Origin of the sequence: Streptomyces sp. Ac-502 (assembly GCF_045222935.1) — a bacterium.
GTDB classification, from domain to species: domain Bacteria; phylum Actinomycetota; class Actinomycetes; order Streptomycetales; family Streptomycetaceae; genus Streptomyces; species Streptomyces monomycini.
In genome coordinates this window covers 5,671,837-5,693,005 of the sequence record NZ_JBHFFO010000001.1, presented here as the reverse complement: position 1 = coordinate 5,693,005, position 21,169 = coordinate 5,671,837, and the positions used below count along the sequence as shown (strand labels likewise).

At 70.9% G+C, this 21,169-nt stretch carries 27 protein-coding genes; 15 read left to right on the top strand and 12 right to left on the bottom strand.

Going from position 1 to position 21,169, the window contains the following annotated elements; all coding sequences use genetic code 11:
* Positions 1-214: 214 nt before the first annotated feature.
* The 5 genes from ACEXOX_RS25805 (at position 215) to ACEXOX_RS25785 (ending at position 5,906) form a co-directional block, all read left to right on the top strand.
* Positions 215-1,024, top strand: a complete 810-nt coding sequence (locus ACEXOX_RS25805; RefSeq protein WP_030017598.1) for an RNA polymerase sigma factor SigF — start codon at positions 215-217, stop codon at positions 1,022-1,024.
* A gap of 191 nt (positions 1,025-1,215) precedes the next feature.
* Positions 1,216-2,049, top strand: a complete 834-nt coding sequence (locus tag ACEXOX_RS25800) for an RNA polymerase sigma factor SigF (protein WP_031012305.1) — start codon at positions 1,216-1,218, stop codon at positions 2,047-2,049.
* A gap of 1,169 nt (positions 2,050-3,218) precedes the next feature.
* A complete protein-coding gene (locus tag ACEXOX_RS25795; RefSeq protein ID WP_406523587.1) occupies positions 3,219-4,265 on the top strand; it encodes a methyltransferase domain-containing protein in 1,047 nt (348 codons plus the stop codon).
* A 325-nt stretch (positions 4,266-4,590) separates the two neighbouring features.
* Entirely contained in the window at positions 4,591-5,478 is an 888-nt protein-coding gene (locus tag ACEXOX_RS25790) for a S1 family peptidase (RefSeq protein ID WP_406523586.1), read from the top strand.
* Entirely contained in the window at positions 5,475-5,906 is a 432-nt protein-coding gene (locus ACEXOX_RS25785) for an ankyrin repeat domain-containing protein (RefSeq protein WP_406523585.1), read from the top strand. Before ACEXOX_RS25790 ends, ACEXOX_RS25785 begins: the two co-directional genes overlap by 4 nt.
* A 109-nt stretch (positions 5,907-6,015) precedes the next feature.
* Here ACEXOX_RS25785 and ACEXOX_RS25780 read toward each other — a convergent pair whose 3' ends face one another.
* Positions 6,016-6,390 carry a hypothetical protein gene (locus ACEXOX_RS25780; RefSeq protein WP_406523583.1) on the bottom strand — a complete coding sequence of 125 codons (375 nt, stop codon included), beginning with the start codon at positions 6,388-6,390 and terminating at the stop codon, positions 6,016-6,018.
* A gap of 70 nt (positions 6,391-6,460) precedes the next feature.
* Positions 6,461-7,105 carry a CatB-related O-acetyltransferase gene (locus ACEXOX_RS25775; protein ID WP_406523581.1) on the bottom strand — a complete coding sequence of 215 codons (645 nt, stop codon included), beginning with the start codon at positions 7,103-7,105 and terminating at the stop codon, positions 6,461-6,463.
* Positions 7,106-7,398: 293 nt separating this feature from the next.
* Between ACEXOX_RS25775 and ACEXOX_RS25770 the strand changes: the two genes are divergently transcribed.
* From ACEXOX_RS25770 to ACEXOX_RS25750, 5 genes are all read left to right on the top strand, one after another.
* Positions 7,399-7,527 carry a lasso RiPP family leader peptide-containing protein gene (locus ACEXOX_RS25770; RefSeq protein WP_406523580.1) on the top strand — a complete coding sequence of 43 codons (129 nt, stop codon included), beginning with the start codon at positions 7,399-7,401 and terminating at the stop codon, positions 7,525-7,527.
* Between the two features lie 254 nt (positions 7,528-7,781).
* Positions 7,782-8,231, top strand: a complete 450-nt coding sequence (locus ACEXOX_RS25765) for a cupin domain-containing protein (protein ID WP_406523579.1) — start codon at positions 7,782-7,784, stop codon at positions 8,229-8,231.
* An 88-nt stretch (positions 8,232-8,319) separates the two neighbouring features.
* Positions 8,320-8,865, top strand: coding sequence for a MarR family winged helix-turn-helix transcriptional regulator (locus tag ACEXOX_RS25760; protein ID WP_406523577.1), 546 nt, complete (start codon positions 8,320-8,322; stop codon positions 8,863-8,865).
* A gap of 96 nt (positions 8,866-8,961) precedes the next feature.
* Positions 8,962-9,216 carry a hypothetical protein gene (locus tag ACEXOX_RS25755; RefSeq protein ID WP_406523575.1) on the top strand — a complete coding sequence of 85 codons (255 nt, stop codon included), beginning with the start codon at positions 8,962-8,964 and terminating at the stop codon, positions 9,214-9,216.
* A 128-nt stretch (positions 9,217-9,344) separates the two neighbouring features.
* The gene (locus tag ACEXOX_RS25750) at positions 9,345-9,902 is read left to right on the top strand and encodes a Uma2 family endonuclease (RefSeq protein WP_406523574.1); all 558 of its coding nucleotides are present in this window, start codon (positions 9,345-9,347) and stop codon (positions 9,900-9,902) included.
* 36 nt (positions 9,903-9,938) lie between these two features.
* Here the strand turns inward: ACEXOX_RS25750 and ACEXOX_RS25745 are convergent, their stop codons facing one another.
* From ACEXOX_RS25745 to ACEXOX_RS25730, 4 genes are all read right to left on the bottom strand, one after another.
* On the bottom strand, positions 9,939-10,394 hold the full coding sequence (locus ACEXOX_RS25745; protein WP_406523572.1) for a GntR family transcriptional regulator: 456 nt from the start codon (positions 10,392-10,394) through the stop codon (positions 9,939-9,941).
* A gap of 113 nt (positions 10,395-10,507) precedes the next feature.
* Entirely contained in the window at positions 10,508-10,768 is a 261-nt protein-coding gene (locus ACEXOX_RS25740; protein ID WP_406526467.1) for a GntR family transcriptional regulator, read from the bottom strand.
* 15 nt (positions 10,769-10,783) lie between these two features.
* Positions 10,784-11,047: a GntR family transcriptional regulator gene (locus tag ACEXOX_RS25735; RefSeq protein WP_406523571.1), complete on the bottom strand. Its 264-nt coding sequence runs from the start codon at positions 11,045-11,047 to the stop codon at positions 10,784-10,786.
* A gap of 12 nt (positions 11,048-11,059) precedes the next feature.
* Positions 11,060-11,329, bottom strand: a complete 270-nt coding sequence (locus ACEXOX_RS25730) for a GntR family transcriptional regulator (protein WP_406523570.1) — start codon at positions 11,327-11,329, stop codon at positions 11,060-11,062.
* A 168-nt stretch (positions 11,330-11,497) separates the two neighbouring features.
* Here ACEXOX_RS25730 and ACEXOX_RS25725 point away from each other — a divergent pair, with 168 nt between their 5' ends.
* Both ACEXOX_RS25725 and ACEXOX_RS25720 read left to right on the top strand, forming a co-directional pair.
* A complete protein-coding gene (locus ACEXOX_RS25725; protein ID WP_406523568.1) occupies positions 11,498-11,770 on the top strand; it encodes a hypothetical protein in 273 nt (90 codons plus the stop codon).
* Positions 11,767-12,111: a hypothetical protein gene (locus tag ACEXOX_RS25720; protein WP_406523567.1), complete on the top strand. Its 345-nt coding sequence runs from the start codon at positions 11,767-11,769 to the stop codon at positions 12,109-12,111. The genes ACEXOX_RS25725 and ACEXOX_RS25720 overlap by 4 nt, the downstream gene beginning before the upstream one ends.
* Before the next feature lie 36 nt (positions 12,112-12,147).
* Here ACEXOX_RS25720 and ACEXOX_RS25715 read toward each other — a convergent pair whose 3' ends face one another.
* The 3 genes from ACEXOX_RS25715 to ACEXOX_RS25705 all read right to left on the bottom strand — a co-directional run bounded on the left by ACEXOX_RS25715 (position 12,148) and on the right by ACEXOX_RS25705 (position 14,425).
* Entirely contained in the window at positions 12,148-12,366 is a 219-nt protein-coding gene (locus ACEXOX_RS25715; protein ID WP_406523566.1) for a hypothetical protein, read from the bottom strand.
* 116 nt (positions 12,367-12,482) lie between these two features.
* Positions 12,483-12,836, bottom strand: a complete 354-nt coding sequence (locus ACEXOX_RS25710) for a RidA family protein (RefSeq protein WP_406523564.1) — start codon at positions 12,834-12,836, stop codon at positions 12,483-12,485.
* Between the two features lie 77 nt (positions 12,837-12,913).
* On the bottom strand, positions 12,914-14,425 hold the full coding sequence (locus tag ACEXOX_RS25705; protein ID WP_406523562.1) for a monooxygenase: 1,512 nt from the start codon (positions 14,423-14,425) through the stop codon (positions 12,914-12,916).
* Between the two features lie 64 nt (positions 14,426-14,489).
* Between ACEXOX_RS25705 and ACEXOX_RS25700 the strand changes: the two genes are divergently transcribed.
* On the top strand, positions 14,490-15,200 hold the full coding sequence (locus ACEXOX_RS25700) for a TetR/AcrR family transcriptional regulator (RefSeq protein ID WP_406523560.1): 711 nt from the start codon (positions 14,490-14,492) through the stop codon (positions 15,198-15,200).
* 17 nt (positions 15,201-15,217) lie between these two features.
* Here ACEXOX_RS25700 and tgmC read toward each other — a convergent pair whose 3' ends face one another.
* Genes tgmC through tgmA form a run of 3 tightly spaced genes read right to left on the bottom strand, consistent with a single transcriptional unit; the run spans position 15,218 to position 17,603 of the window.
* Entirely contained in the window at positions 15,218-16,345 is a 1,128-nt protein-coding gene (gene tgmC, locus ACEXOX_RS25695; protein ID WP_406523559.1) for an ATP-grasp peptide maturase system methyltransferase, read from the bottom strand.
* Positions 16,342-17,295 carry an ATP-grasp ribosomal peptide maturase gene (gene tgmB, locus ACEXOX_RS25690; RefSeq protein WP_406523558.1) on the bottom strand — a complete coding sequence of 318 codons (954 nt, stop codon included), beginning with the start codon at positions 17,293-17,295 and terminating at the stop codon, positions 16,342-16,344. The genes tgmC and tgmB overlap by 4 nt, the downstream gene beginning before the upstream one ends.
* Positions 17,292-17,603: a putative ATP-grasp-modified RiPP gene (tgmA, locus tag ACEXOX_RS25685; protein WP_406523556.1), complete on the bottom strand. Its 312-nt coding sequence runs from the start codon at positions 17,601-17,603 to the stop codon at positions 17,292-17,294. Before tgmA ends, tgmB begins: the two co-directional genes overlap by 4 nt.
* Positions 17,604-18,013: 410 nt before the next feature.
* On the opposite strand from tgmA, the gene ACEXOX_RS25680 reads away from it, so the two are divergent.
* Together ACEXOX_RS25680 and ACEXOX_RS25675 are read left to right on the top strand one after the other, a co-directional pair.
* Positions 18,014-18,487 carry a MarR family winged helix-turn-helix transcriptional regulator gene (locus tag ACEXOX_RS25680; RefSeq protein ID WP_030017574.1) on the top strand — a complete coding sequence of 158 codons (474 nt, stop codon included), beginning with the start codon at positions 18,014-18,016 and terminating at the stop codon, positions 18,485-18,487.
* A gap of 11 nt (positions 18,488-18,498) precedes the next feature.
* Positions 18,499-21,078 (top strand): MFS transporter, encoded by a 2,580-nt coding sequence (locus ACEXOX_RS25675; RefSeq protein WP_406523555.1) that lies wholly within the window; start codon positions 18,499-18,501, stop codon positions 21,076-21,078.
* The last annotated feature ends 91 nt before the right edge of the window (positions 21,079-21,169 follow it).

The following is a 21,169-nucleotide window of genomic DNA, read 5'->3' as shown; positions in this document are numbered from 1 at the left end:
CGCCCCGTGACCTGCCCCTCGTCCCGTCTCGTGACCTGCCCCTCGTCCCGTCTCGCGGGCGAGGGGCTTCGTCGTGCCCGGTCCCGGCCCCGCGTACGCCTGCTCGTCGATCAACTCTGCGATCAACACGGCGTTATGCGGTGCTTGCACACAGTGCACATGTCTTGTGATGCTATGACCGCTTTTGCCGGTTGAATGGACTGAGAAGGGTGGCGTGCCCGTGACGGCCCGAACTGCGCCCAAGGCGCCATCCCGCGAGAGCAGGAGCGCGGACACACGGGCACTCACGCAGGTGCTGTTCGCCGAGCTGACGAGCCTGGAGCCGGGCACACCGGAGCACGCACGGGTGCGCGCCGCCCTGATCGAGGCCAATCTGCCGCTGGTCCGGTACGCGGCGGCACGTTTCCGCAGCCGTAACGAGCCGATGGAGGACGTCGTGCAGGTCGGCACGATCGGCCTCATCAACGCCATCGACCGCTTCGATCCCGGCCGCGGGGTCCAGTTCCCCACCTTCGCGATGCCGACCGTGGTCGGCGAGATCAAGCGCTACTTCCGGGACAACGTGCGCACCGTCCACGTACCGCGCCGCCTCCACGAGCTGTGGGTGCAGGTCAACGGTGCCACGGAGGACCTGACCGTGCTGCACGGCCGGTCGCCGACGACCGCCGAGATCGCCGAACGGCTCAAGATCGGCGAGGACGAGGTGCTGGCCTGCCTGGAGGCGGGCCGCTCGTACCACGCGACCTCCCTGGAGGCCGCTCAGGAGGGTGACGGCCTGCCGGGCCTGCTGGACCGGCTCGGGTACGAGGATCCGGAGCTGGCCGGGGTCGAGCACCGGGACCTCGTCCGGCATCTCCTCGTCCAGCTCCCCGAGCGCGAGCAGCGCATCCTGCTCCTCCGTTACTACAGCAACTTGACGCAATCTCAGATCAGCGCCGAGCTGGGGGTGTCGCAGATGCATGTGTCGCGGCTACTGTCGCGGAGCTTCGCACGACTGCGGTCCGCAAACAGGATCGAAGCCTAACCGGGACGGGCTACCCGTTCCTGCACAGATATGTCGACATGGCGCTACAGCGTGTTGCCGACATGTGACATTCTGCAGGAACCGCGTTTGCCGTGGCGCCGCCTCCGGTATTCAGGTGGAGGCATAAGTTCTCGGTTCCGCCGCGGACCGAGGGCGCCGCAGCGACCCGACCGCGACCTCAAGGGGGTGGCATGTCCGTAGAACTGGGCAGCTCGAAGGTGCTTCCCGCGATTCCCGCGCCGGCACCACATGTGCACGACGACGCTCTCAACACCCGTACGCTCTCCCGCTCCCTCTTCCTGCGGCTGGCCACGCTCGACAAGGACAGCCCGGAGCGCACGTACGTACGCGACACCCTCATCGAACTGAACCTGCCGCTGGTGCGCTACGCGGCGGCACGTTTCCGCAGCCGCAACGAGCCGATGGAGGACATCGTCCAGGTCGGCACGATCGGTCTGATCAAGGCCATCGACCGTTTCGATTGCGAACGCGGAGTCGAATTCCCGACGTTCGCGATGCCGACGGTGGTCGGCGAGATCAAGCGTTTCTTCCGCGACACCTCGTGGTCGGTCCGCGTCCCGCGCCGCCTCCAGGAGCTGCGCCTGGCCCTGACCAAGGCCAGCGACGAACTCGCCCAGAAGCTCGACCGCTCCCCCACCGTCACCGAACTGGCCCAGTGCCTCGGCGTGTCCGAGGAGGACGTCGTCGACGGCCTGGCGGTCGGCAACGCCTACACCGCCTCCTCGCTCGACTCCCCCTCCCCCGAGGACGACGGCGGCGAGGGCTCCCTCGCGGACCGCCTCGGCTACGAGGACAGCGCGCTCGAAGGCGTCGAGTACCGCGAGTCCCTGAAGCCCCTGCTGGCCAAACTCCCGCCGCGGGAGCGCCAGATCATCATGCTGCGCTTCTTCGCCAACATGACGCAGTCCCAGATCGGCGAAGAGGTCGGCATCTCCCAGATGCACGTCTCCCGCCTGCTCACCCGCACCCTGGCGACCCTGCGCGACGGCCTGATCTCGGACTGAGCCCCAGCAAGGCCAACGCCCGCCGGCGGGCCGCCCGGCACCGCCCGGAGCCCCGCCTGCCGCACGGGCCGACGCCCAGCCGTACCGGGCCTATGCAACTGACGCCCCGTCAGTGACACTGGCCCGATGCGACGGATCACGCGCGCTCCGAAAACCGCAAGTGCTCCCCGTGATTCCGGTAATCCCGGCTCTCCTCACACCCAGCAACCCCGCCTGCCCACGCGCGCCCCACAGGCCCCGCGTGCCCCTCACCTTCTGGGCGCCCCAAGCCTCCCGCACGCGTCGCTCCTCCCGCGCGTATCGCGCCTCCCGCGCGCCCTCCTGCCGGCCACCGCCTTGTGCCTGGCCGCGCTGCTCAGCGCCTGCGGCAGCGACGACGGCCGCGGCCACGCCGCGGTGGGCGCCGCCGGCCCGGCGGACGGCCGGACCCCGACGAAACCGGTACCCCCGCGCGACGGGATCACCCTCACGCCCCTGGACGAAGCCGGCACCCCCACGGCGGCCAACGGCTCATCCCCGTACGCCGCCCCGCCACCATCGGCCCCCGGCACATCCGCCCCACCCGGCTCCGACGCCGCTCCCCCGGTCGCCCCCCGACATCACGCCACCGACAGCGACAGCGACAGCAGCAGCGACCGTGCTGCCGACCAAGCCACCGCCCCCACCCCCGGCCCACCCGGCACCTCTCCCGGACGCCCCTCCGGAGAAACCTCCCAACGGCCCCCGGCGCACCCCCAGCACCCGGCCCCGGCCCCACCCCCGGCCCTCGACCGACCCCCACGCCCAAGCCGACCCCGCGACCCAACACCCCGCCCCACCTCACCACCGGCCCCGTCAACCGCACGGGCACCGACGTCCGATGGTGCGAAAAGGTCTCCGTCCCCCTGCACAACACCGGCGACCGCCCCGTCACTTCAGGCACCATCACCTTCGGCACCCACATCATCGGCGCCTTGGGCATCGACTGGACCACCCGCACCTCCACCCACCCGCTCCCCACCCCCTCACCGGCCACACACGCCACACGGCCACCTGGCGCGTCTGCGTCGCCGCCTGGCGCGTACCTCTGGGGATGCACATCGAGACCCGGGACGTACGCATTGACTGGCACTGACAGGCCGGAACTGACCGCTCCGCCCCCACCCGGCCTGGACCACCACCTTCAGGCCATGCGTCAACTCGACGCCCAAGGCGCGTTCGAGCACCCCTGGATGCGCGCGGCCTTCCGCGACGTCCCCCGGGACGCGTTCGCCCCCGACACCGTCTGGGTGTGGCATCCCGACGACGACCGGTACCACCCCGTCGCCCGCGCCGACGACGACCAGCGGTGGGCGGCGTTGGTCCACCACCCCACGGAGCCCGTGGTCACACAGGTGGACGACGGACGCCCCGTGCACGCCGACGGTACGGGCCGGCTGCCCACCAGTTCGCTCAGCGCGGCCGATGCCGTACTGACCACCCTCGCCGCCACCGACCCGGCCCCCGGCAGCCGCGTACTGCACATCGGTACGGGTACGGGCTACGACTCGGCGCTGCTGTGCGAACGGGTCGGCCACGCCAACCTCACCACCGTCGAGATCGACCGGACACTGGCCGACGCGGCCCGCGCGCGGCTGCTCGGCCTCGGCTACCGGCCCCACGTGGTCTGCGCGGACGGTGAGCGCGGTCATGCTCCGGGGGCGCCGTACGACCGCGTCCTCTGCACGGCGTCGTTGTCCCGCGTCCCCGCCGCCTGGATCGCCCAGTCCGCCCCCGGCGCGCGCATCGTCACGCCATGGAAGTCCACACTCCAGCCCGCCGGCCTGGCCGTCCTGACCGTCGGCGCCGACCGCCGCGTTGCCGGTGGCCGTTTCGGCATGCCGCTGACCTTCATGGACCTGCGTGGCCAGCGCCGCACCGACAACCCGCTCCCGCGCGTCTACACCCCGCAGCGGTGGGCGGAGAGCCGGTCCAGCACGTCCCCCTCCCGCCGGGCTTCCTCGACGACTTCCATGCCCGCTTCGCCCTCGGCCTCCAGCTGCCCGGTGTCCACGCGACCCGTACGCCCACACCTGATGCCACCCCCGCCTGGTGGCTGTCCACGGACGCTGCCTGGGCCTACGTGTGCGCCGGGGAGACGTACCAGTGGGGCGACCGCGACCTGGCCTCCGAGGCCGAGCGGGCGTACGCGTGGTGGCTGGAGGCGGGCAGCCCGGAGGTGTTCGACTTCGGCATGACGGTGGACGGTGCCGAGCACCGGACGTGGTTCGGCACGGAGGACGGGCCGAGCTGGCCGGTGGGGCCGTAAGGAGCCGAGGGCGTACGGATGGTGTACGGATGTACAGGCCTACGCCCCGCCCCCGAGGCCGTGTCAGGGTCGTCACCCCGCAGGATGACCGCTGACGCGACCGGCGGCTGATTACTCCCGTGTGCCTGCGCACTACATTCAACTCCCGTAACAGGCAACGGCGCAGGAGCGGGCTGGGCAAGACCCGGCCTGCCGGGATCAGGGAGCGGCACGTGGGGTTGAAGCATCGACGGTACGGGCTCGGGGAGCGTCGGGTGGGCGCGCGTGCCGGAATGGCGCTGAGGGCGGCTGCCCTGAGCGCCGCCACCCTCATGGCCACCACCATCGGCACCGCGGGCCCGGCCCAAGCCATGTCCGGCGGCACGCAGCTGCCCCGCCCGGGCGCCACGCCCTGGCTCGCGACGCTGGCCGAGAAGGGCGACACCCCGTTGCTGAAACGCGCATCCTGCGGCGGCGTCCTCATCGCGCCCGACCGCATCCTCACCGCGGCCCACTGCGTGAACGGTGTGGACGTTCAACGCATGGAGGTCCACCTGGGTTCCTCGGTCCTCTCGCAGGACCCCGGCACCGTACGCGGCATACGCAGCGCCACCCTGCACCCGCGCTTCAAGCTCCTGCCGTCCCCCGCCGCGCCCAACAGCCCGGAAATGTCCTCGGCCGCTTACGACATAGCCGAACTCCGCCTCAGCGCGCCGATACACGACATCAAGCCGCTCCCCGTCACGCGCCACCGGCCACGTCCCGGCACCCCGGTATCGATCTTCAGCCACGGCACCACGGCCGCCCCGGACCCGTCCCGGCCCGGCGCGGAGGTCCGGGGCGACGTACTGCGCCGCGGCGACCTCACCGTGCGGGGACATGCGCAGTGCGCCGCGCAGACACCGGCGGTAGTGGACGAGGCATCCGTCTTCTGCGCCCGGGATGCGCGCGCCGGCCTGCCGGGCCGCACCGCCACGACCATGTGCACCGGCGACAGCGGCAGCCCGCTGGTGCTCTGGGGGCGGCGCGGCCCCGAACTGGCCGGCATCTTCAGCTTCGCCGGCGAGACGGCCGGAAAGGTCTGCGGCCAGCCCGCCGACGCGGCGTTCGCCGACGTACCGGCGCTGCGCGCCGCCGCGCGCCCGGATGGCGGCCAGGCATGAACCGCCGCCGCCAGAAGAAGCTGGCAAGCAGACTCGTGACGGCCGCCATGCTCGGCGACGCCCCCGCAGCCGCCGCGCTGCTCCGCGCCGGAGCCCAGCCGAACACGGCGAACACCGAGGGCAGCACGCCCCTCTACGCCGCCTCCGTACACGGCGACGCGGCCGTGGTCCGCCTGCTCCTGGCCGCCGGAGCCGCACCGGACGCGGAGAGCGGTCACGGTACGGAGGGCACCCCGCTGTGCGCGGCCGCCGCCTGGGGGCACCTCGACGTCGTACGCGCCCTCCTCGCCCACGGCGCCGACCCGAACCTCCGCGAGGACGGCGGCACCGGCCACTCCCCGCTCGAATGGGCCACCAAGGACTTCCAGCCCCACCCGGAGACGGCGGCCGCCCTCTTCGCGGCAGGCGCGCGCCCCCGGGACGCGTGACGCCAGTCGGCACGTGGGGCGGTGGGCGGCACGTGGGGCGGGACGGTCGGCACATGAGGCGGGAAGGTCGGCACGTCACGCGGGGCGCTCGGCACGCGCCCCGGACCCATCAGTTGAAGGCGACCGCAGCCGCCCCGCCGAGCGCGGCCAGTACGTACGCCGGTACCTCCTGCCACCCCGTGACCGGCTTCCCGCGGCCCCGAGTGCTGAGCAGCCGCACGGTCCGGCCCGCGTAGCCCGGCACCAACACACCGAGTACGCCGAGCACGCCCAGGGTGCCGACGCTCCACTCGAAGTCGATGCCGCTGAACACGGCCGTGCCGACCATGGCCAGTGCGGCGACCGCGTACAGCAGCCCGGGGCCGAGCCCGGCGTCGTCACGCGGTCGGGGCGCTGCTTCGTCCTCTCCTCCGGGCTCTCCGGAGTGGCGCCGGTCCCGCTGCTCGACGCCGAAACAGGCGAGCAGCAAGACGACGGTCTCCACCGCCAGGACGGCGGCCGCGACGAGTACGAAGGTCGTGTGTCCCCCTCACACGTGCTTGCTGCCCTGTGTTCTACGGCTTCGGCGCCACCGCCGCCAGTTCCGCCACCGATCCCGACATGATCGTCCGAACATGCTCGGTGATGTGCTCCACGGGCCAGTCCCACCACGCCAGTTCGAGCAGCCGGTCGGTGTCCGCCTCGTCGTAGCGGCGGCGGATCAGCTTGGCCGGGTTGCCGCCGACGATGCCGTAATCCGGTACGTCGTCCACGACGACGGCCCCGGAGGCGATGACCGCGCCGTGGCCGATCCGTACGCCCGGCATGACCATGGACCGGTACCCGAACCACACGTCGTTGCCGACCACCGTGTCGCCCTTGCCCGGCAGTCCGCTGATCAGGTCGAAGTGCTCGGACCACGACCCGCCCATGATCGGGAAGGGGAACGTCGAAGGGCCGTCCATCCGGTGGTTGGCGCCGTTCATGATGAACCGCACGCCCTCGCCCAGCGCGCAGTACTTCCCGATGACCAGCTTCTCGGGCCCGTAGTGGTACAGCACGTTCCGCGTCTCGAAGGCGGTCGGGTCGTCCGGGTCGTCGTAGTACGAGAAGTCACCGACGTCGATGAGCGGCGAGGTGACGAGGGGCTTCAGCAGCACCACCCGCGGCTGGCCGGGCATCGGGTGCACGACGTTCGGGTCAGCGGGGACAAGTGGCATCGGGCAACGCCCTCTCGTAAGGGGGAACGGTGGGATACGCATCGGTACGGATACTCGGCTCCGGCTCTCGCGCCATGATCGCAATCACCGCCACCGCACGCGACCGGTTACCGAGGCCGACGCGTCCACGCCGGAGCCGGCCGGCGCGAGCGCCGGTCGCACTCCCCGCACACCACCGCGCCCGCTCACCTCGGGGCCACCTCAACGAGGGATCCGCGCGGGCTTTGCCCGCAGGCATGGTGGACAGTGCCCGCACAACACGTGCGAGCACGCCCCTGAAAGGACGAAGTGCCATGCGGGAGACCGACGAAGAGACCGACTACGAAGCCCCCGAACTGGCCGAGGCCGGCGACTTCGCCGACCTCACCCGTGGCTACGCCGGGCAGTACTGGGACGGGTACAGCGGCTTCTTCGGCACCTGAGAGCCCACACAACGCCCCTTCTCCACGGACGCAGCCATCTGCCGGCCTCGACACCCCCGCTCCGGTCGTGTGCCAGGGTGGGGGCCCTTTGTGGATGGGGCCCTTGTCGGTGGTGCCCTTTGTCGCTTCCCGGACGTGCGACGGCCGAGCAGGCACTGAACTTGCTGCTCCGGCAACGATAGTTGCCACCCTGCGAAAGCAGGCGCAGCCTGTTGCCCCACCGAAGGCCGTCGCACATACCAGGGGGCGCCACGATGACCACCCAGCACCACACCGGGCCCACACCCAGCACCGACGCTGACGCCGACGCGCCACGCGGCAACCGCGTGCACCTCGTCCGGGCCGGCGAGCTGGACGGCCATGCCGCGATCAGCGGCGGCACCGTCGGCTCGAAGCGGCTCTGGATGGGGATGGTCGTGAACCCGCCGCTCAGCTCGACGGACAACCACCACCACGGCGCGTCGGAAGCGGGCATCTACGTCGTCAGCGGCCACCCCGTCTTCGTCCACCACGACGGAGAACAGGAGGTACGGATCACCGCGCACCCCGGCGACTTCGTACTCGTCCCGCCCTTCGTCCCCCACCGCGAAGAGAACCCCGACCCGGACGAACCGGCGGTCGTCGTGATCGCCCGTACGACACAGGAGCCGATCAAGGTGTCCGTACCCGAGCTGTACCGGCACGAGGAGCCCGGCGCGCGGTAGCCCGGCAGCTCCAGGCACACCCCCGCCACCTGGGACACTGATACCGGAAGAGCCCCGTACTGACGCACACCGCTAGGGAGAGTCACAGGTGAGCAAGGCGCCGGAGAGTGCCCTGTCGACCGTCATGATGGTGATCGCCACCGGACGGCGTCTTCAGGAGCAGCTGGAAACGCGGCTCACCGGCATCGGCCTGTCGATGCGGCTGTTCGGGGCGCTCGGGCACATCTCCCGCGACCCCGACCTCTCGTACAGCGACCTGGCCCGCCGCGCGGGCGTGACGAGCCAGAGCATGCGCGCCACCGTCCTGATGCTGGAGGAACTGGGCGCGGTGGAACGCAACCTGCGCGGGCAGGGACACCGCGCGCGCCTGGAGCTGACGGACAAGGGCCGCGCGCTGCTCGGTCAGGCGCGGGGCATCCTGTCCGAGCTGGACGAAGAGTTCCTGAAGGCCGCGGGGCAGCACCAGAAGACAGCCCTGGACGCCGCCTGCGAGCGCGCGCTGGCGCCCGGGGGCCGTTCCCCTTCCGGCCCGAGTAGTCAGAGGCGGGCTGCGACCCTGGTCCCTGGATCGTTTGACCAGGACCCATGCGTTAACCGCGCGTTAGCCCCTCCGGCAGGCTCGACCGGGAAGTGATCGTTCCACAGCACCCGGTACGTCCGGCGCGCTCATGCTGCGTACGCAGAACCTGGCGCACCCACCGGGAAGAGAAACGTTGGAGTGAGGCAAGAAGTGCGTAACCTCGGCAAGAAGGCAGCAGCCGGCCTGGCCACCCTGGCCACGGTCTCCGGCATCTCGATCGCCACGGCAGGCTCGGCGTCCGCCGAGAACCGCCACTTCCCGACGAAGGCCGCCTGCTTCGACGCCGGCAACGCGGCGATGGCTCCCGGCAACATCAGGGGCTTCCGCTGCATGCCGGCCGCCCCGGCGACTTCGTCCTGGAGATCTACTGACGGAGTTCGGGTAACGCGCCGTCACCACAACTGAGCGCGATCCCCTGCGTCACCACCGGCCGGAGCCATGCCCATGGCTCCGGCCGGTGCCGTACGTACACAGTCGGGTGACGGTACTGGGTGGGCGCGAGGCCAGCCGTCGTCTTCCGTGAAGATGCCCGCATGAGCCCCAAGCCGGCCGACTACGGCGACACCGTCACCCCGGAACACGCCCTGAAGTACGCCATCCAGCATGTCCACGGTGGGCGGGTCCAGCTCATCGAGGGTGCCATCGAGCCGCTGTCCTTGTCCTGGGCCCACGAAACCGTCGCCGACATCCTCCGCCGTCAGCTCGATCCCCGCGCCGCCGAACTCCGCTGCATCATCGGCTCCGGCGACCTCGACCTGCCGGGCTCACCCAACTGGTACGTCCCCGACCTCGCCGTCGTCCCGGCCGCCGCAGCCCAGGGCGCCGGCGCCCTGCGTCCCGACCAGACGCTGCTGATCGTGGAGGTCACGTCGAAGGCGGACGCCGACACCGACCGCATCGTCAAGCGCCGCCGCTACGCCGAGTACAGGGCACCGCTGTACTTGCTCGTAGACCGACAGCAGCGCGCACTCACCCTCTTCGCCGAGCCCGGCCAGCTCGGCTACACCCACATCACCGGCCCCCTGCCGTACGGGACCCCGCTGCACGTCCCGGCGCCGTTCGGCCTGGACCTGGACACCAGCAGCTGGTGACCGGCGGCTCCTCGGCGCTGTCGCGGACTCGTCCGATCAGGCTTCGTCCGAACCCTCGCCAGGCTCCGTCGGCAGATTCAGCGAGACGAAAGAGCCCATGCCGGGTGTTGTGGTGATCAGTCCCTCTTCCCGGAGGGCGGCGGTGACCTTCCGTACGGTCATGCGCGCTACGCCGAACTCCTGCTCCAGCCGAACCTCGGAGACCAAGTGGCGCGGCGGGTACTCGCCGCTGAGGATCCTCGAACGGACCACGTCGGCGATCTGCTCCCACTTGGAGCGAGGACTCACCATCTTCGGCGGCTCGTCCCCGATCCGCCCCGATACGAACGAGCCCAAGCCGGGTTGGGTGTGGATCAGCCCCTCGGCTCGAAGTCCTCGATGCACCTTCTGAGCAGTGACACCCGCGATGCCGAATTCCTCTTCGAGTTGGAGCACTGACGGAACGCGTTCCCCGGGCGCGTACGTGCCGTCGGCGATTCGCTCGCGGATCACGTCGGCAACCTGGTGCCACCTCGGTCGCACCGGGTCAAAATGCAGCATGGCCCCACTCACCCCCGTCGTAGCACCAGCCCGGGACCCGCATGTCTCCGGTCCTCCCCGCCGAGCTACGCCTCATCGGTCCTCCCGGCATCGGTGGGCGGCACTTCCACCGCCACGAACGACCCCATCCCGGGCGTCGTGACGATCAGCCCCTCATCCCGAAGTGCAGCGGTGACCTTCCGAACTGTCACACGCGCTACGTCGAACTCCTGCTCAAGCTTCACCTCGGAGATCAGGTGGTGGAGCGGGTAGACGCCGCTCGCGATCCGCTGTCGGATCACGTCGGCGATCTGCGTCCACTTGGGACACGTCGGGTCGAACTCCATCACCAGCGCGCCCGCTCACGCCCCGCCGGAACCCTCGTCGGACTGCCTCGGTAGAACCTTGGAGACGAAGGACCCCACGCCCGGCTCCGTGAAGATCAAGCCTTCCGCTCGGAGGCCGCGGTGCACCTTCTGGCTGGTGGCCGCGGCAATACCGAACTCCTCCTGGAGTTTCAGCACCGACGGGATCTGCGCGCCGGGCGGGTACGTGCCGTCATCCACGCGCTGACGGATGACGGCGGCAACCTGTTTCCACCTGGCACGGCTGGGGTCGAACTCCACGATTGGCTCTCTTCAGTTCTGGCCTGAGTCCTCTGCGGCCTGTTTCTTCGGCAAGTCCTTGGAGACGAAGGAGCCCATGCCCGGCTCCGTGTAGATCAGGCCCTCCGCGCGTAGGCCACGGTGCACCTTCTGGCCCGTGGACGTGGAGATGCCGAACTCGTCCAGCATCTCCGTCACCGAGGGAACGCGCGTCCCCGGCTGGTAGGTGCCGTCTTCGATGCGCTGACGGATGATCCGCGCGACTTGTCGCCAGCGCGGCTCACCAGGGGCAAATTCGATCACAAGACTAGAGTAAGCAGACTGCAACATGGCATGCGATACCTAGTTTGGTCACTTTGGTAGGTCTGGTAGCTAGGGGGCAACAGAGCCACTAAGGTCACGGACAGTAGACCCCGGCGGGTGATAGCCCCACCCCCGGGGCGTGGCCAACGCTGCGCAAGGAGCGCCGACATGCGTCACCGTATCCGTCGACTGGCGGCATGGATGGGAAAACTCAGCTCGCCGCCGCCCATCACGCCCTTCACAACCCCTTACGCGCCCCTGCGCCCCTCCCGCGCGGCAAGGCAGGCGCGCGGCATCTCCCACCCACTCGACACCCCCCTGAACACCGACACCACCCCCCTCGTACGCCCCTACCTGACCGCCCACGAAGCCCGGGACCACGAGCAGCAAGCCCGCCGCTTCGCGCGCATCCGCTCGATGCGCGGGGAGTTCGCCGTATGAGCGCGGCAGAGGGGCCCGTACCGGGGATGCGTCTGCTGCCCTGGTCGCAGGAGGGCGGGAAGCAGTGTCTGCTGTCGACCGACGGTGACGGCTACGTGGCGCGGTTCGCGGACGACATGGAGGCAGCGCAGCTCGACATGGGGACGGAGCTGCTCGATCACGCCGGGGCGATGCTGGGCGAACCCGACGCGTCCGCCAGTGAACTGCGGTTTCTCGCCAATCGGTTGGTCGAGGCGCTGCACGACGCGTTGCGGGTCGCCGACAGCCGAGGCCGGCGGGTTCCCGGCCTGGGCGGTGCGAGCGGAAAGGGGAGCTTCGGCCGCTTGGCCGCGGCCGAGTGAGGGGACGTCAGGCCGGCGTGGCCGGAGAGCGGCCGGTCAGCTCAGGGCGAGCCACGCGGCGCCGACGACGACCGCGATCGCGACGATCACGCCGATGATGACACCGATGCGGGGGCCGCCGGACGACTGCTGCTGGACCGCTGCCCGGCGGCCGCCGGGCTCGGGGGCGCCCTCGTCCACGAAGGCGCGGAACATCTGGGTGTTGCCGGCCGGGTCGGGCTGGCCGTTGGCCGGGTTCTGCTGGTAGTTCGCCATAGGCCAGGACACTAGCGAACCCGGCATGGACGGCACACCCCTGGGCCTCGTGCGTCACAGCACAGTCGCCCGCCGATCCGCACCACTGGCTCCACCGGCCTCGGGCGCCACCAGCCCTACCGTGTGCGCAACGCCGCCACCACTTCGACTTCCAGCAGGTATTCAGGCGCGAAGAGGGCGGCGACGGCCACCAGTGTGCTCGCCGGTGCCTCCGTAGTGCCCGCGCGCAGTGGGGCGAAGATCTCAGGGAGCAAGGCGGGGGTGTAGTCCACCACGTAGACGGTTTCTTTGATGATGTCGTCCCGGGTGGCGCCGACCGCCGCGAGGGCCGATTCCAGGTTGCGGGCTATCTGGGCGGCCTGGGCCGCGTGATCGCCGGGTCCGACGGGCCGTCCATCGGCGTCCCAGGCGACCTGCCCCGACAGGTGCGCCAGCCGTACGCCTTCGGTGACGACGACTTGGCTGATCAAGGGTGCCAGGTTGGGCAGGACGGAGGGATTGAGGCGTTGTGGGGGCGTGACGGCGCTGTCCTCTCGGGGCCCGGGGCTCACGACGGCGTGCCTGCCCAGGCCGTGAGCGCCTTGTGGCGTTCCGTGTGGCGGGTGCCGAGGTCGGTGGTGCGGGTGGCCCAGGCCACGTGGCCGTCGGGGCGTACGAGGATCTCGGTCACGCCGTCCAGGTGGGGGTGGGTGTCCCGAGTGGTGACGGTGACGGGGGTGACGCGCGAGCCCCAGCCCGCGGTGACCGTTGCCGCGAGGTCCGGGGCGTCGCCTGCGAGGTCGAGGTGGACGTACCGGCCGGCCGGGAGGAGTTCGTACACCCGTACCGCCTCCGATCCGGCGGCGGTCAGGCCGATGTCCGGCATCCGGTGCCCGACCAGCGGGTCGGCTCCGGGAGTGGTCGGCGGGTAGGCCGTGCCGAGGGCGGAAACCCTGGCGGCGAGGGTGCGGTTGACCTGGGGCATGCCGAGGAGTTCGTCGAGGAGGGCGCGGAGGGCCGTGGCGGGGCGCTGATACTGCGGTACGAGTGTCAGTTCGGCCAACAAGGTCTGGGTCTCGGTGTTCTCGGTGACCATCTGTCCGACGGGGCGGCGTTCGGTGTCGTAGCTGTCCAGGAGGCCGGGCGGGGCCCAGCCGTTGATCTCGGCGGCCAGTTTCCAGCCGAGGTTCATGGCGTCCTGGAGGCCGGTGTTGAGGCCCTGGCCCGCTGCGGGGAAGTGGATGTGGGCGGCGTCGCCCGCCAGGAGGACGCGTCCGGCGCGGTAGCTCTCGGCGAGCCGGGTGGCGTTGCCGAAGCGGGAGAGCCAGCGGGGTTCGGCGACGCCGCAGTCGGAGCCGCAGAGCCGGGTCAGGGTCGCGCGGAACTCCTCCAGGCTCACGGGTTCGCCGGCCGGCACGCGCATACGTTCCGGGTCGATGCAGACGAGCCGGACGATGCCGCCCTCCATCGGGGCGACCAGAACGCCCCGCGCGCGGGCGGCGTCGAGGGCGGCGGGGTCGGCGACCGCGAAGTCGCCGAGTGCGCCGGTCAGGGACTCGTCCGTACCCGGGAAGGCGATGCCGGCGGCCTGCCGTACGACGCTGCGTCCGCCGTCGCAGCCGACGACGTAACGGGCCCGTATCGTCGCGACGCTGCCGTCCCGGCCGCGCACCTTGACCTCGGCCCCGTCGCCGTCCTGGCTCAGCCCGTCGACTTCGTAACCGCGCTCGATCACCACGCCAAGCTCCCTGGCGCGTTCCGCCAGCAGCGCCTCGGTGTGCGCCTGGGCGAGGAACAGCGTGTAGCCGTGCCGGGAGTCCAGTACGGAGAAGTCGAGGTGGGTGGGGAGTTGGGCGAAGTGCCAGCCGGGCACGGGCCGGCCGAGCGGGAGGAAGCGGTCGAGCAGTCCGCGCTGGTCCATCAGTTCCACGCTGCGCGGGTGCAGGCTCAGGGCCCGCGAGTCGCGCTGCGGTTCGGTACGGCGCTCGAAGACACGGGTGTGTACGCCGGCCAGCGCCAGTTCGCAGGCGAGCAGCAGGCCGGTCGGGCCCGCGCCCACGACAGCCACATCAACGTTCATCGGAGTGACCCTCCCTATTTAGTGAACAACGTTCACGTGAACGGCGTTCACTATAGTGAGGGTCATGAGCTCCCCGTCAAGCCCGGCCCGCGGCCGCCCCGCCCGACTGGACCGCGCACGCACCCTGCAAACAGCCCTCGACCTGCTGGATCAGTCGGGCCTCGACGCGCTGACGATGCGCCGGCTCGCCGACGCGATGGGCGTACAAGCAGGCGCCCTGTACCGCTATTTCGCGACCAAGCAAGATCTGCTCACCGCCATGGCGGAGCGGATGATGGAGGGCGCCGCCGAGGCTGCCGCCACCGCGTCGGCGGCTACCGCACCGGCGGCCACGGCGGACGGCGGCGACTGGAGCGAGCGGCTGACCGCCCTCGCCCGCGCCGCGCGCAGCGCCCTGCTCGCCCACCGCGACGGCGCCCGCGTCTTCGCCGGTACGCATGCGACCGGCGAGAGCGTCCTCGGCTTCGCCGATGCGTTCGTGGGCGTACTGCGCGAGGCGGGCTTCGGCGACGACGCGGCGGCCCGGGCGCTCTACACGGTGGTCAACTACACCGTGGGCCACACCCTGGAGGAACAGGCGGCCCTCCAGGCGCAGGACGGCGACCAAGAAGGCGCGGGCGCTCTGCGCGACGCGGTGGCCGCCGGGACGTACCCCCACCTCAGCGCCAGCCTGCCCGCCCTGACCAGCACAGACTTCACCGGCCTCTTCGAGTTCGGGCTCGGCCTGATCGTCGAGGGATTGCGGGCACGGCACGCGCCGCCGGGGAGGAAGTAATCACCGAGACGGGCCTCTTATTTCGTCGGCCAGGTGACGCGCTGCCCACCCGGCCCGACCGTGATGCTGAATCGCTCCAGGGGCGGGGCACCGTCGGCCCGCCAACGCCGTACGTGCTCTTCCACGGCGTCCCACAACCGCGCCGGCCCTCCCTGGCGAACCAACGAGCGCTCCCCGTCCTTGCGCAGAGCCGCCCACGAACCGTCCGCGACATCCAGCAGCACCTCTTCGGCACTGCCGTCCTCGCACGTAAGGCTGATGTGCTGGGCGCGGGGCGCGGCAAGCTGGGCAACGAACCGCGCGGTCCAGTCGTCCAGCACCTCGTGCGCGGCCAGGCGGGCGGGGCTCTCGTCGGCGCTCTCCATGTCGGGCAGGCAGCCGAGCGCGGGTGGCTGATGAGTGCGGGCGAGCATGAAGGAGATTCCGCCGCCGAGGAATCCGCCGCGCGCGACACCGCCCTCGACAGTGAGGCAGGCCAGCTCGGACGCGTACAGCCAGCCGGACACGGTGGCCAGGATCCGGCCGCCCGGGCGGGTCTGTTCGACCCATTCGCCGGGCACCTCCAGAATCCCGCAGGTGGCGATCGTCCGGTCATACGGCGCCGAGGGCCCGTACCCGGCCAGGCCGTCCCCGACGACGAGTCTGGGGGCGTACCCGCACCTGCCGAGCGCTACCCGGGCCCGGGTCATCACATCCGGATCCACCTCGACGGTGGTGACGCGGTCGGCGCCGAGCCGGTGGCACAGCAACGCGGTGGAGTAGCCGGTGCCGGTACCGATCTCCAGCACCCGGTGGCCGTCAGCGACCTGGAGTTCTTCGAGCATGTGCAGCACCAGGCCCGGCATGGTGCTGGAGGACGTGGGCGCCCGGCAGATCTCGCCCCGGACGTCGGCCGGGACGATGGTGCCGGCCACCTGCGTGACCAGGGAATCGTCACGGTAGCAGCGCTCCAGCCATGCATCGTCGCCAGACGGCACGGGCCGCCACCAGGTAGGCCAGGAGCCGGGGACCCGCTCGAAGAAACCGCCGCGCAGGAACTCGTGCCGCGGCACCGCTTCCGCCGCCGCCCGCCATCGGGCCGTACGCAGATGCCCGGCCTCCGTCAGTCGGCGGACCAGATCCGCCCGCAGCTCTTCGTCCTTCACGCCACGGCTCTCCTCTCCAGCAGGTCGGCCATGGCCGCCACCATCGGCAGGCCGGTCTCCGGCTCCAGCCAGGCCCACTGCCCGGACGGGTTGCACTCCAGGAACCACCATCGCCCTCGCCGGTCCACGGCGAAGTCGAATGCTCCGAAGTTCAGCCGGAAGTGATCGAGGTAGGCGGACAGGGCACGGGGGACACCTGGCGGCGGACGTACGACGGTGTATGTGAGCTTGCCGTAATCGGTGCGCCAGTCCAGCAGTCCGGAGGCGATACGGACGCAGAAGGTGCGCTCACCGATGACGGTCACCCGGACGTCCGCCACCTTCTCGACCCGCTGCTGGAACAGGTGGGCCGTGCCTGCCACCGCGTCGTCGATCTCCTCCACCGCCACTTCGCCGACCGCCACGGCGCACGAGACACCGTCGATGCGGTACAGCGGTGCCGAAAGGGGCTTGTAGATCACCGGAGCGTGGTCCTTGACGAAAGCCCGCGCAGCCTCCGGGTCGGAAGTGATCAGGGTGGGCGGCACGCGGAAACCGCACGAGGCCGCGGCAGCCAGACCGGACGGCTTGAACTCCGCGTCACCGATGCGGTGCGGATGATTGACGTACCGGCACCCCGGCAGGGAAGCCAGCACACCGCCCAGCCCGTACCGGGCCTGCGTGACGGCGAACCGGGCGTCCTGCTCCGCCAGGTGCGGGAAGGCGAAGCCGGACGGCCGCCGGTAGTACAGCGAGCGAACACCCCGCAGGTCCGCGACACGAGAGGGTGTCGTGACCGTGCCGGCGATTCCACCGGAACCGATGGTGGCGGCGATGGTCAGGGCGTACGGGAAGTCCCCGGAATCCAGGCGTACGACAGGCACACCACGACCGTGCAGCTCGCCGATCACCAGGTCGGCCGTGGGGTCGTCCTTGCCGGTCACAACCAGGACGGACCGGGTATCGCTCACTGGTCGCTGTCGTTGCCGGTGTCCTGGTCCCCGCCGCCGTCCCCGCCTCCACCGGCACCGTCCGACGGGTTGCCGGTGTTGGTCGGCGGGTTGGTTCCGGTGCTGGTGCCGTGCCCCGGCATCATCACCGGTTGCCCTTCGGCGTCGAAGTAGCGCGCCGTCTGCGTCTCCGGATCCAGCTCGGTACGCGCGTAGGCCGGCGCGAACGAGGGGTAGGGCGCCATACGCCGCAGGCCCCATGGCGGCAGTGTCGGCGCTCCGGACGGCAGCGGACTGCCGACGGGGAAGCGATCCGCGTGACTGAACATGGAGGACCTCCTCGAAGTGCCGTCCGCGCCGGGAGGGTGCCTGGCCGGAGCAGTCGTCGGCAGGCGACCGTGGGATCCGGTCACCAGGTGGCGACCGTAAGTGACGGCGCAATGACCGACAGCACGATCAGGGTGGCACCCCTGGAGGGGGCGGAGGGAGAGCGCACGAGCGCGCAGGCAGGCGCCCCTTCGCCCCACCGCACTCACGCCGCACCGCACCCGCGCCGCGCCGCTACTCCCCAACGACCCACCTGACCTGCACCTTTACACCCCCACCCCACCCCCTTGACCATCGATCTTGCCAACCTTTTGGGTTCCTTTACCTTCCCCGCCCCAGAATCGTTTGCCTTCAGCAACCAAGTGGTTCTACGGTTGCTCAAGGCAACAAAAGAAGAAGTGCGGAGGTGCCCATGGCCGCTCAGAGTCAGTACGAGGAGCTGGCCCGGCAGCTCAGTGCCATCGGTGCCGTCAAGCGTGAGATGGGGCGGATTCTGCCGCCCGACTGCCCGCCCGCTTCGGCCGGTGTGCTCACCCTGCTCGACCGGTACGGCGAGATGCGGATGAGCAAGCTGGCGGAGCTGCTCGCGATCGACATGTCGGTCACGAGCCGGCACGTGGCCCACGCCGCCGAGCGCGGCTGGATCGAGCGCGAGCCCGACCCGCTGGACAAGCGGTCGCGGCTGCTGCGGCTGACACCGAGCGGCCGGACGCTCCTCGCGGAGCTCTCCGAGCGCTACACAGCATCACTCGCCCGGTACCTGGACGACTGGTCCGACAGCGACGTCGGCCGTCTCAACGAGTTGCTCGCCAGGCTCCGTACGAGCTTCGGCGACTGCCGGACCCGGGCGCATCACGAACCCACCACCCGCACACCCGCGGAATGAAAAGGAACTACATGGCTACGACCACACCATCCGGTGTGCGGGGCGGCCACGCCAAGCACGGGGGCCACCCGGCTCCCGACGGGGCGCCCATGTCGCACCGTCAGATCATGGAGGCGATATCCGGGCTGCTGCTCGGCATGTTCGTCGCCATCCTGTCCTCGACGATCGTCTCCAACGCGCTGCCCGAGATCATCCACGACCTCAAGGGCGGCCAGAGCGCGTACACCTGGGTCGTCACGGCGTCGCTGCTGGCGATGACCGCGACCACCCCGCTGTGGGGCAAGCTCTCCGACCTGTTCAGCAAGAAGCTGCTGGTCCAGGTCGCGCTGGTGATCTACGTGGCGGGCTCGGTGGTGGCCGGTCTGTCGCAGAACTCCGGCATGCTGATCGCCTGCCGTGTCGTGCAGGGCATCGGCGTGGGCGGTCTGTCCGCGCTGGCCCAGATCGTCATGGCCGCGATGATCTCCCCGCGCGAGCGCGGCCGTTACAGCGGCTACATCGGCGCCACCTTCGCGGTCGCCACCGTCGGCGGCCCGCTGCTGGGCGGCGTCATCACCGACACCAGCTGGATGGGCTGGCGCTGGTGCTTCTACGTCGGCGTGCCGTTCGCGATCATCGCTCTGATCGTCCTCCAGAAGACCCTGAAGCTCCCCGTGGTCAAGCGGGACGTCAAGGTCGACTGGGCGGGTGCCTTCTTCATCAGCGCGGCGGTCTCGCTGCTGCTGGTGTGGGTGACCCTGGCGGGCGACAAGTACGACTGGATCTCCGGCCAGACCTTCGCCATGGTCGGCGGCGCGATCGTGCTCGGCGCGATCTTCGTGTTCGTCGAGTCCCGGGCGGCCGAGCCGATCATCCCGCTGCGGCTGTTCCGCAACAAGACGATCACTCTCGCCTCGCTGGCCTCGCTGTTCGTCGGTATCGCGATGTTCTCCGGCACCGTCTTCTTCAGCCAGTACTTCCAGCTGGCGCGCGGTGAGTCGCCGACCATGTCCGGGATCATGACGATTCCGATGATCGGTGGTCTGTTCATCTCCTCGACCGTCTCCGGTCAGGTCATCACCAAGACCGGCCGCTGGAAGGCCTGGCTGGTCTCCGGTGGCGTGCTGGTGACCGCGGGCCTCGGCCTGCTGGGCACCATCCGGTACGACACCGAGTACTGGCACATCGCGATCTTCATGGCGCTGATGGGCCTCGGCATCGGCATGATGATGCAGAACCTGGTCCTGTGCACGCAGAACCAGGTCGCCCCGAAGGACCTCGGCTCCGCCTCCTCCGTCGTGACCTTCTTCCGTTCCCTCGGTGGTGCGGTGGGCGTCTCGGCGCTCGGTGCGGTGCTCGCGAACCGTGTCACGCACTACGTGAAGGACGGCGTCCAGGAGCTCGGCCCGCAGGCCGCGGCGAAGTTCGCCCAGGGCGGCGGCGGTGGCGGCGGCGGCATCCCGGACCTGGACGCCCTCCCGGCCCCGTTCCGGACGATCATGGAGAGCGCCTACGGGCACGGCGTCGGCGACGTCTTCCTGTACGCGGCTCCGTGCGCGCTGCTCGCCTTCCTGCTGACGCTGTTCATCAAGGAGGTCGCGCTGAAGACCCAGGGCGGTCTGGCGCAGTCCGGCGAGTCCGAGGCGGCACCGGCCGGTGCCCCCGCCGCTGCCGGTGCGGCCGCCGCCGCGGCGCCGCAGCCGGAGCCCGCCCTCGTGGGCGCCGGTGCCCCGGTGGGCCAGGGCGACGGCCAGGCGCCCTCCTGGGCGCAGCAGCCGTCCGCGTCGGCCACCACCCAGCCGCTGGCGGCGTACGCCTCGGCGGGCGGCGGTGACGAGGTCCCGGCCGGTCCGGCGATCCACGGCTCGGTCCGTAACGCGGAGGGCCACCCGGTCACCAACTCCGCGGTCACGCTGATCTCGCTCAGCGGCAGCCAGCTGGGCCGCTCGGTGGTCCAGGCCAACGGCTCGTACGTGCTGAACGCCCCCGGCGCCGGTTCGTACGTGCTGATCGCGGCGGCCGACGGCCACCAGCCGCAGGCGTCCACGGTCGTCGTCGGCGAGCAGGCTCTGGCCTACGACATCCTGCTCAGCGGCACCAGCGGCCTCGGCGGCCAGGTCCGCAGCGCGGTCACCGGCGAGCCGGTGGCGGACGCGATGGTCGTGGTCACCGACGTGCGCGGTGAGGTGCTGGCCACCGGCAAGACCGCGCCGGAGGGGTACTTCTCCTTCGACGAGCTGGCCCCCGGCACGTACACCATCGCCGTCAACGCCGCCGACTTCCGGCCGACGGCGCTGCCGGTCGAGGTCGGCGGGCAGGGCACCACCCGGATGGAGATCGAGCTGCTGTCCGGCGCCCGGGTGCAGGGTGTCGTACGGGCCGGAGCCGGCCGGCGTCCGCTGGCGGACGCGCGGGTCACGCTCGTGGACGCGGCGGGCAACGTCGTGGCCACCTCCACCACCGGTGAGGACGGCGCGTACGCCTTCACCGACCTGGACGCGGGCGACTACACGGTCATCGCGAGCGGCTACCCGCCGGTCGCCAACGGCCTGACGGTCGACGCGCGCGGGGTCGACGGCTACGACGTCGAGCTCGCCCACCCCGGCGAGTGATCCCGGGCCCGGGGGCCGGCCGTTGGACGGCGGGCCCCCGGGAGCCCCGGTTCACCCCGGGGCGCACGAACCCCGGCCCGCTGTCCTTTTG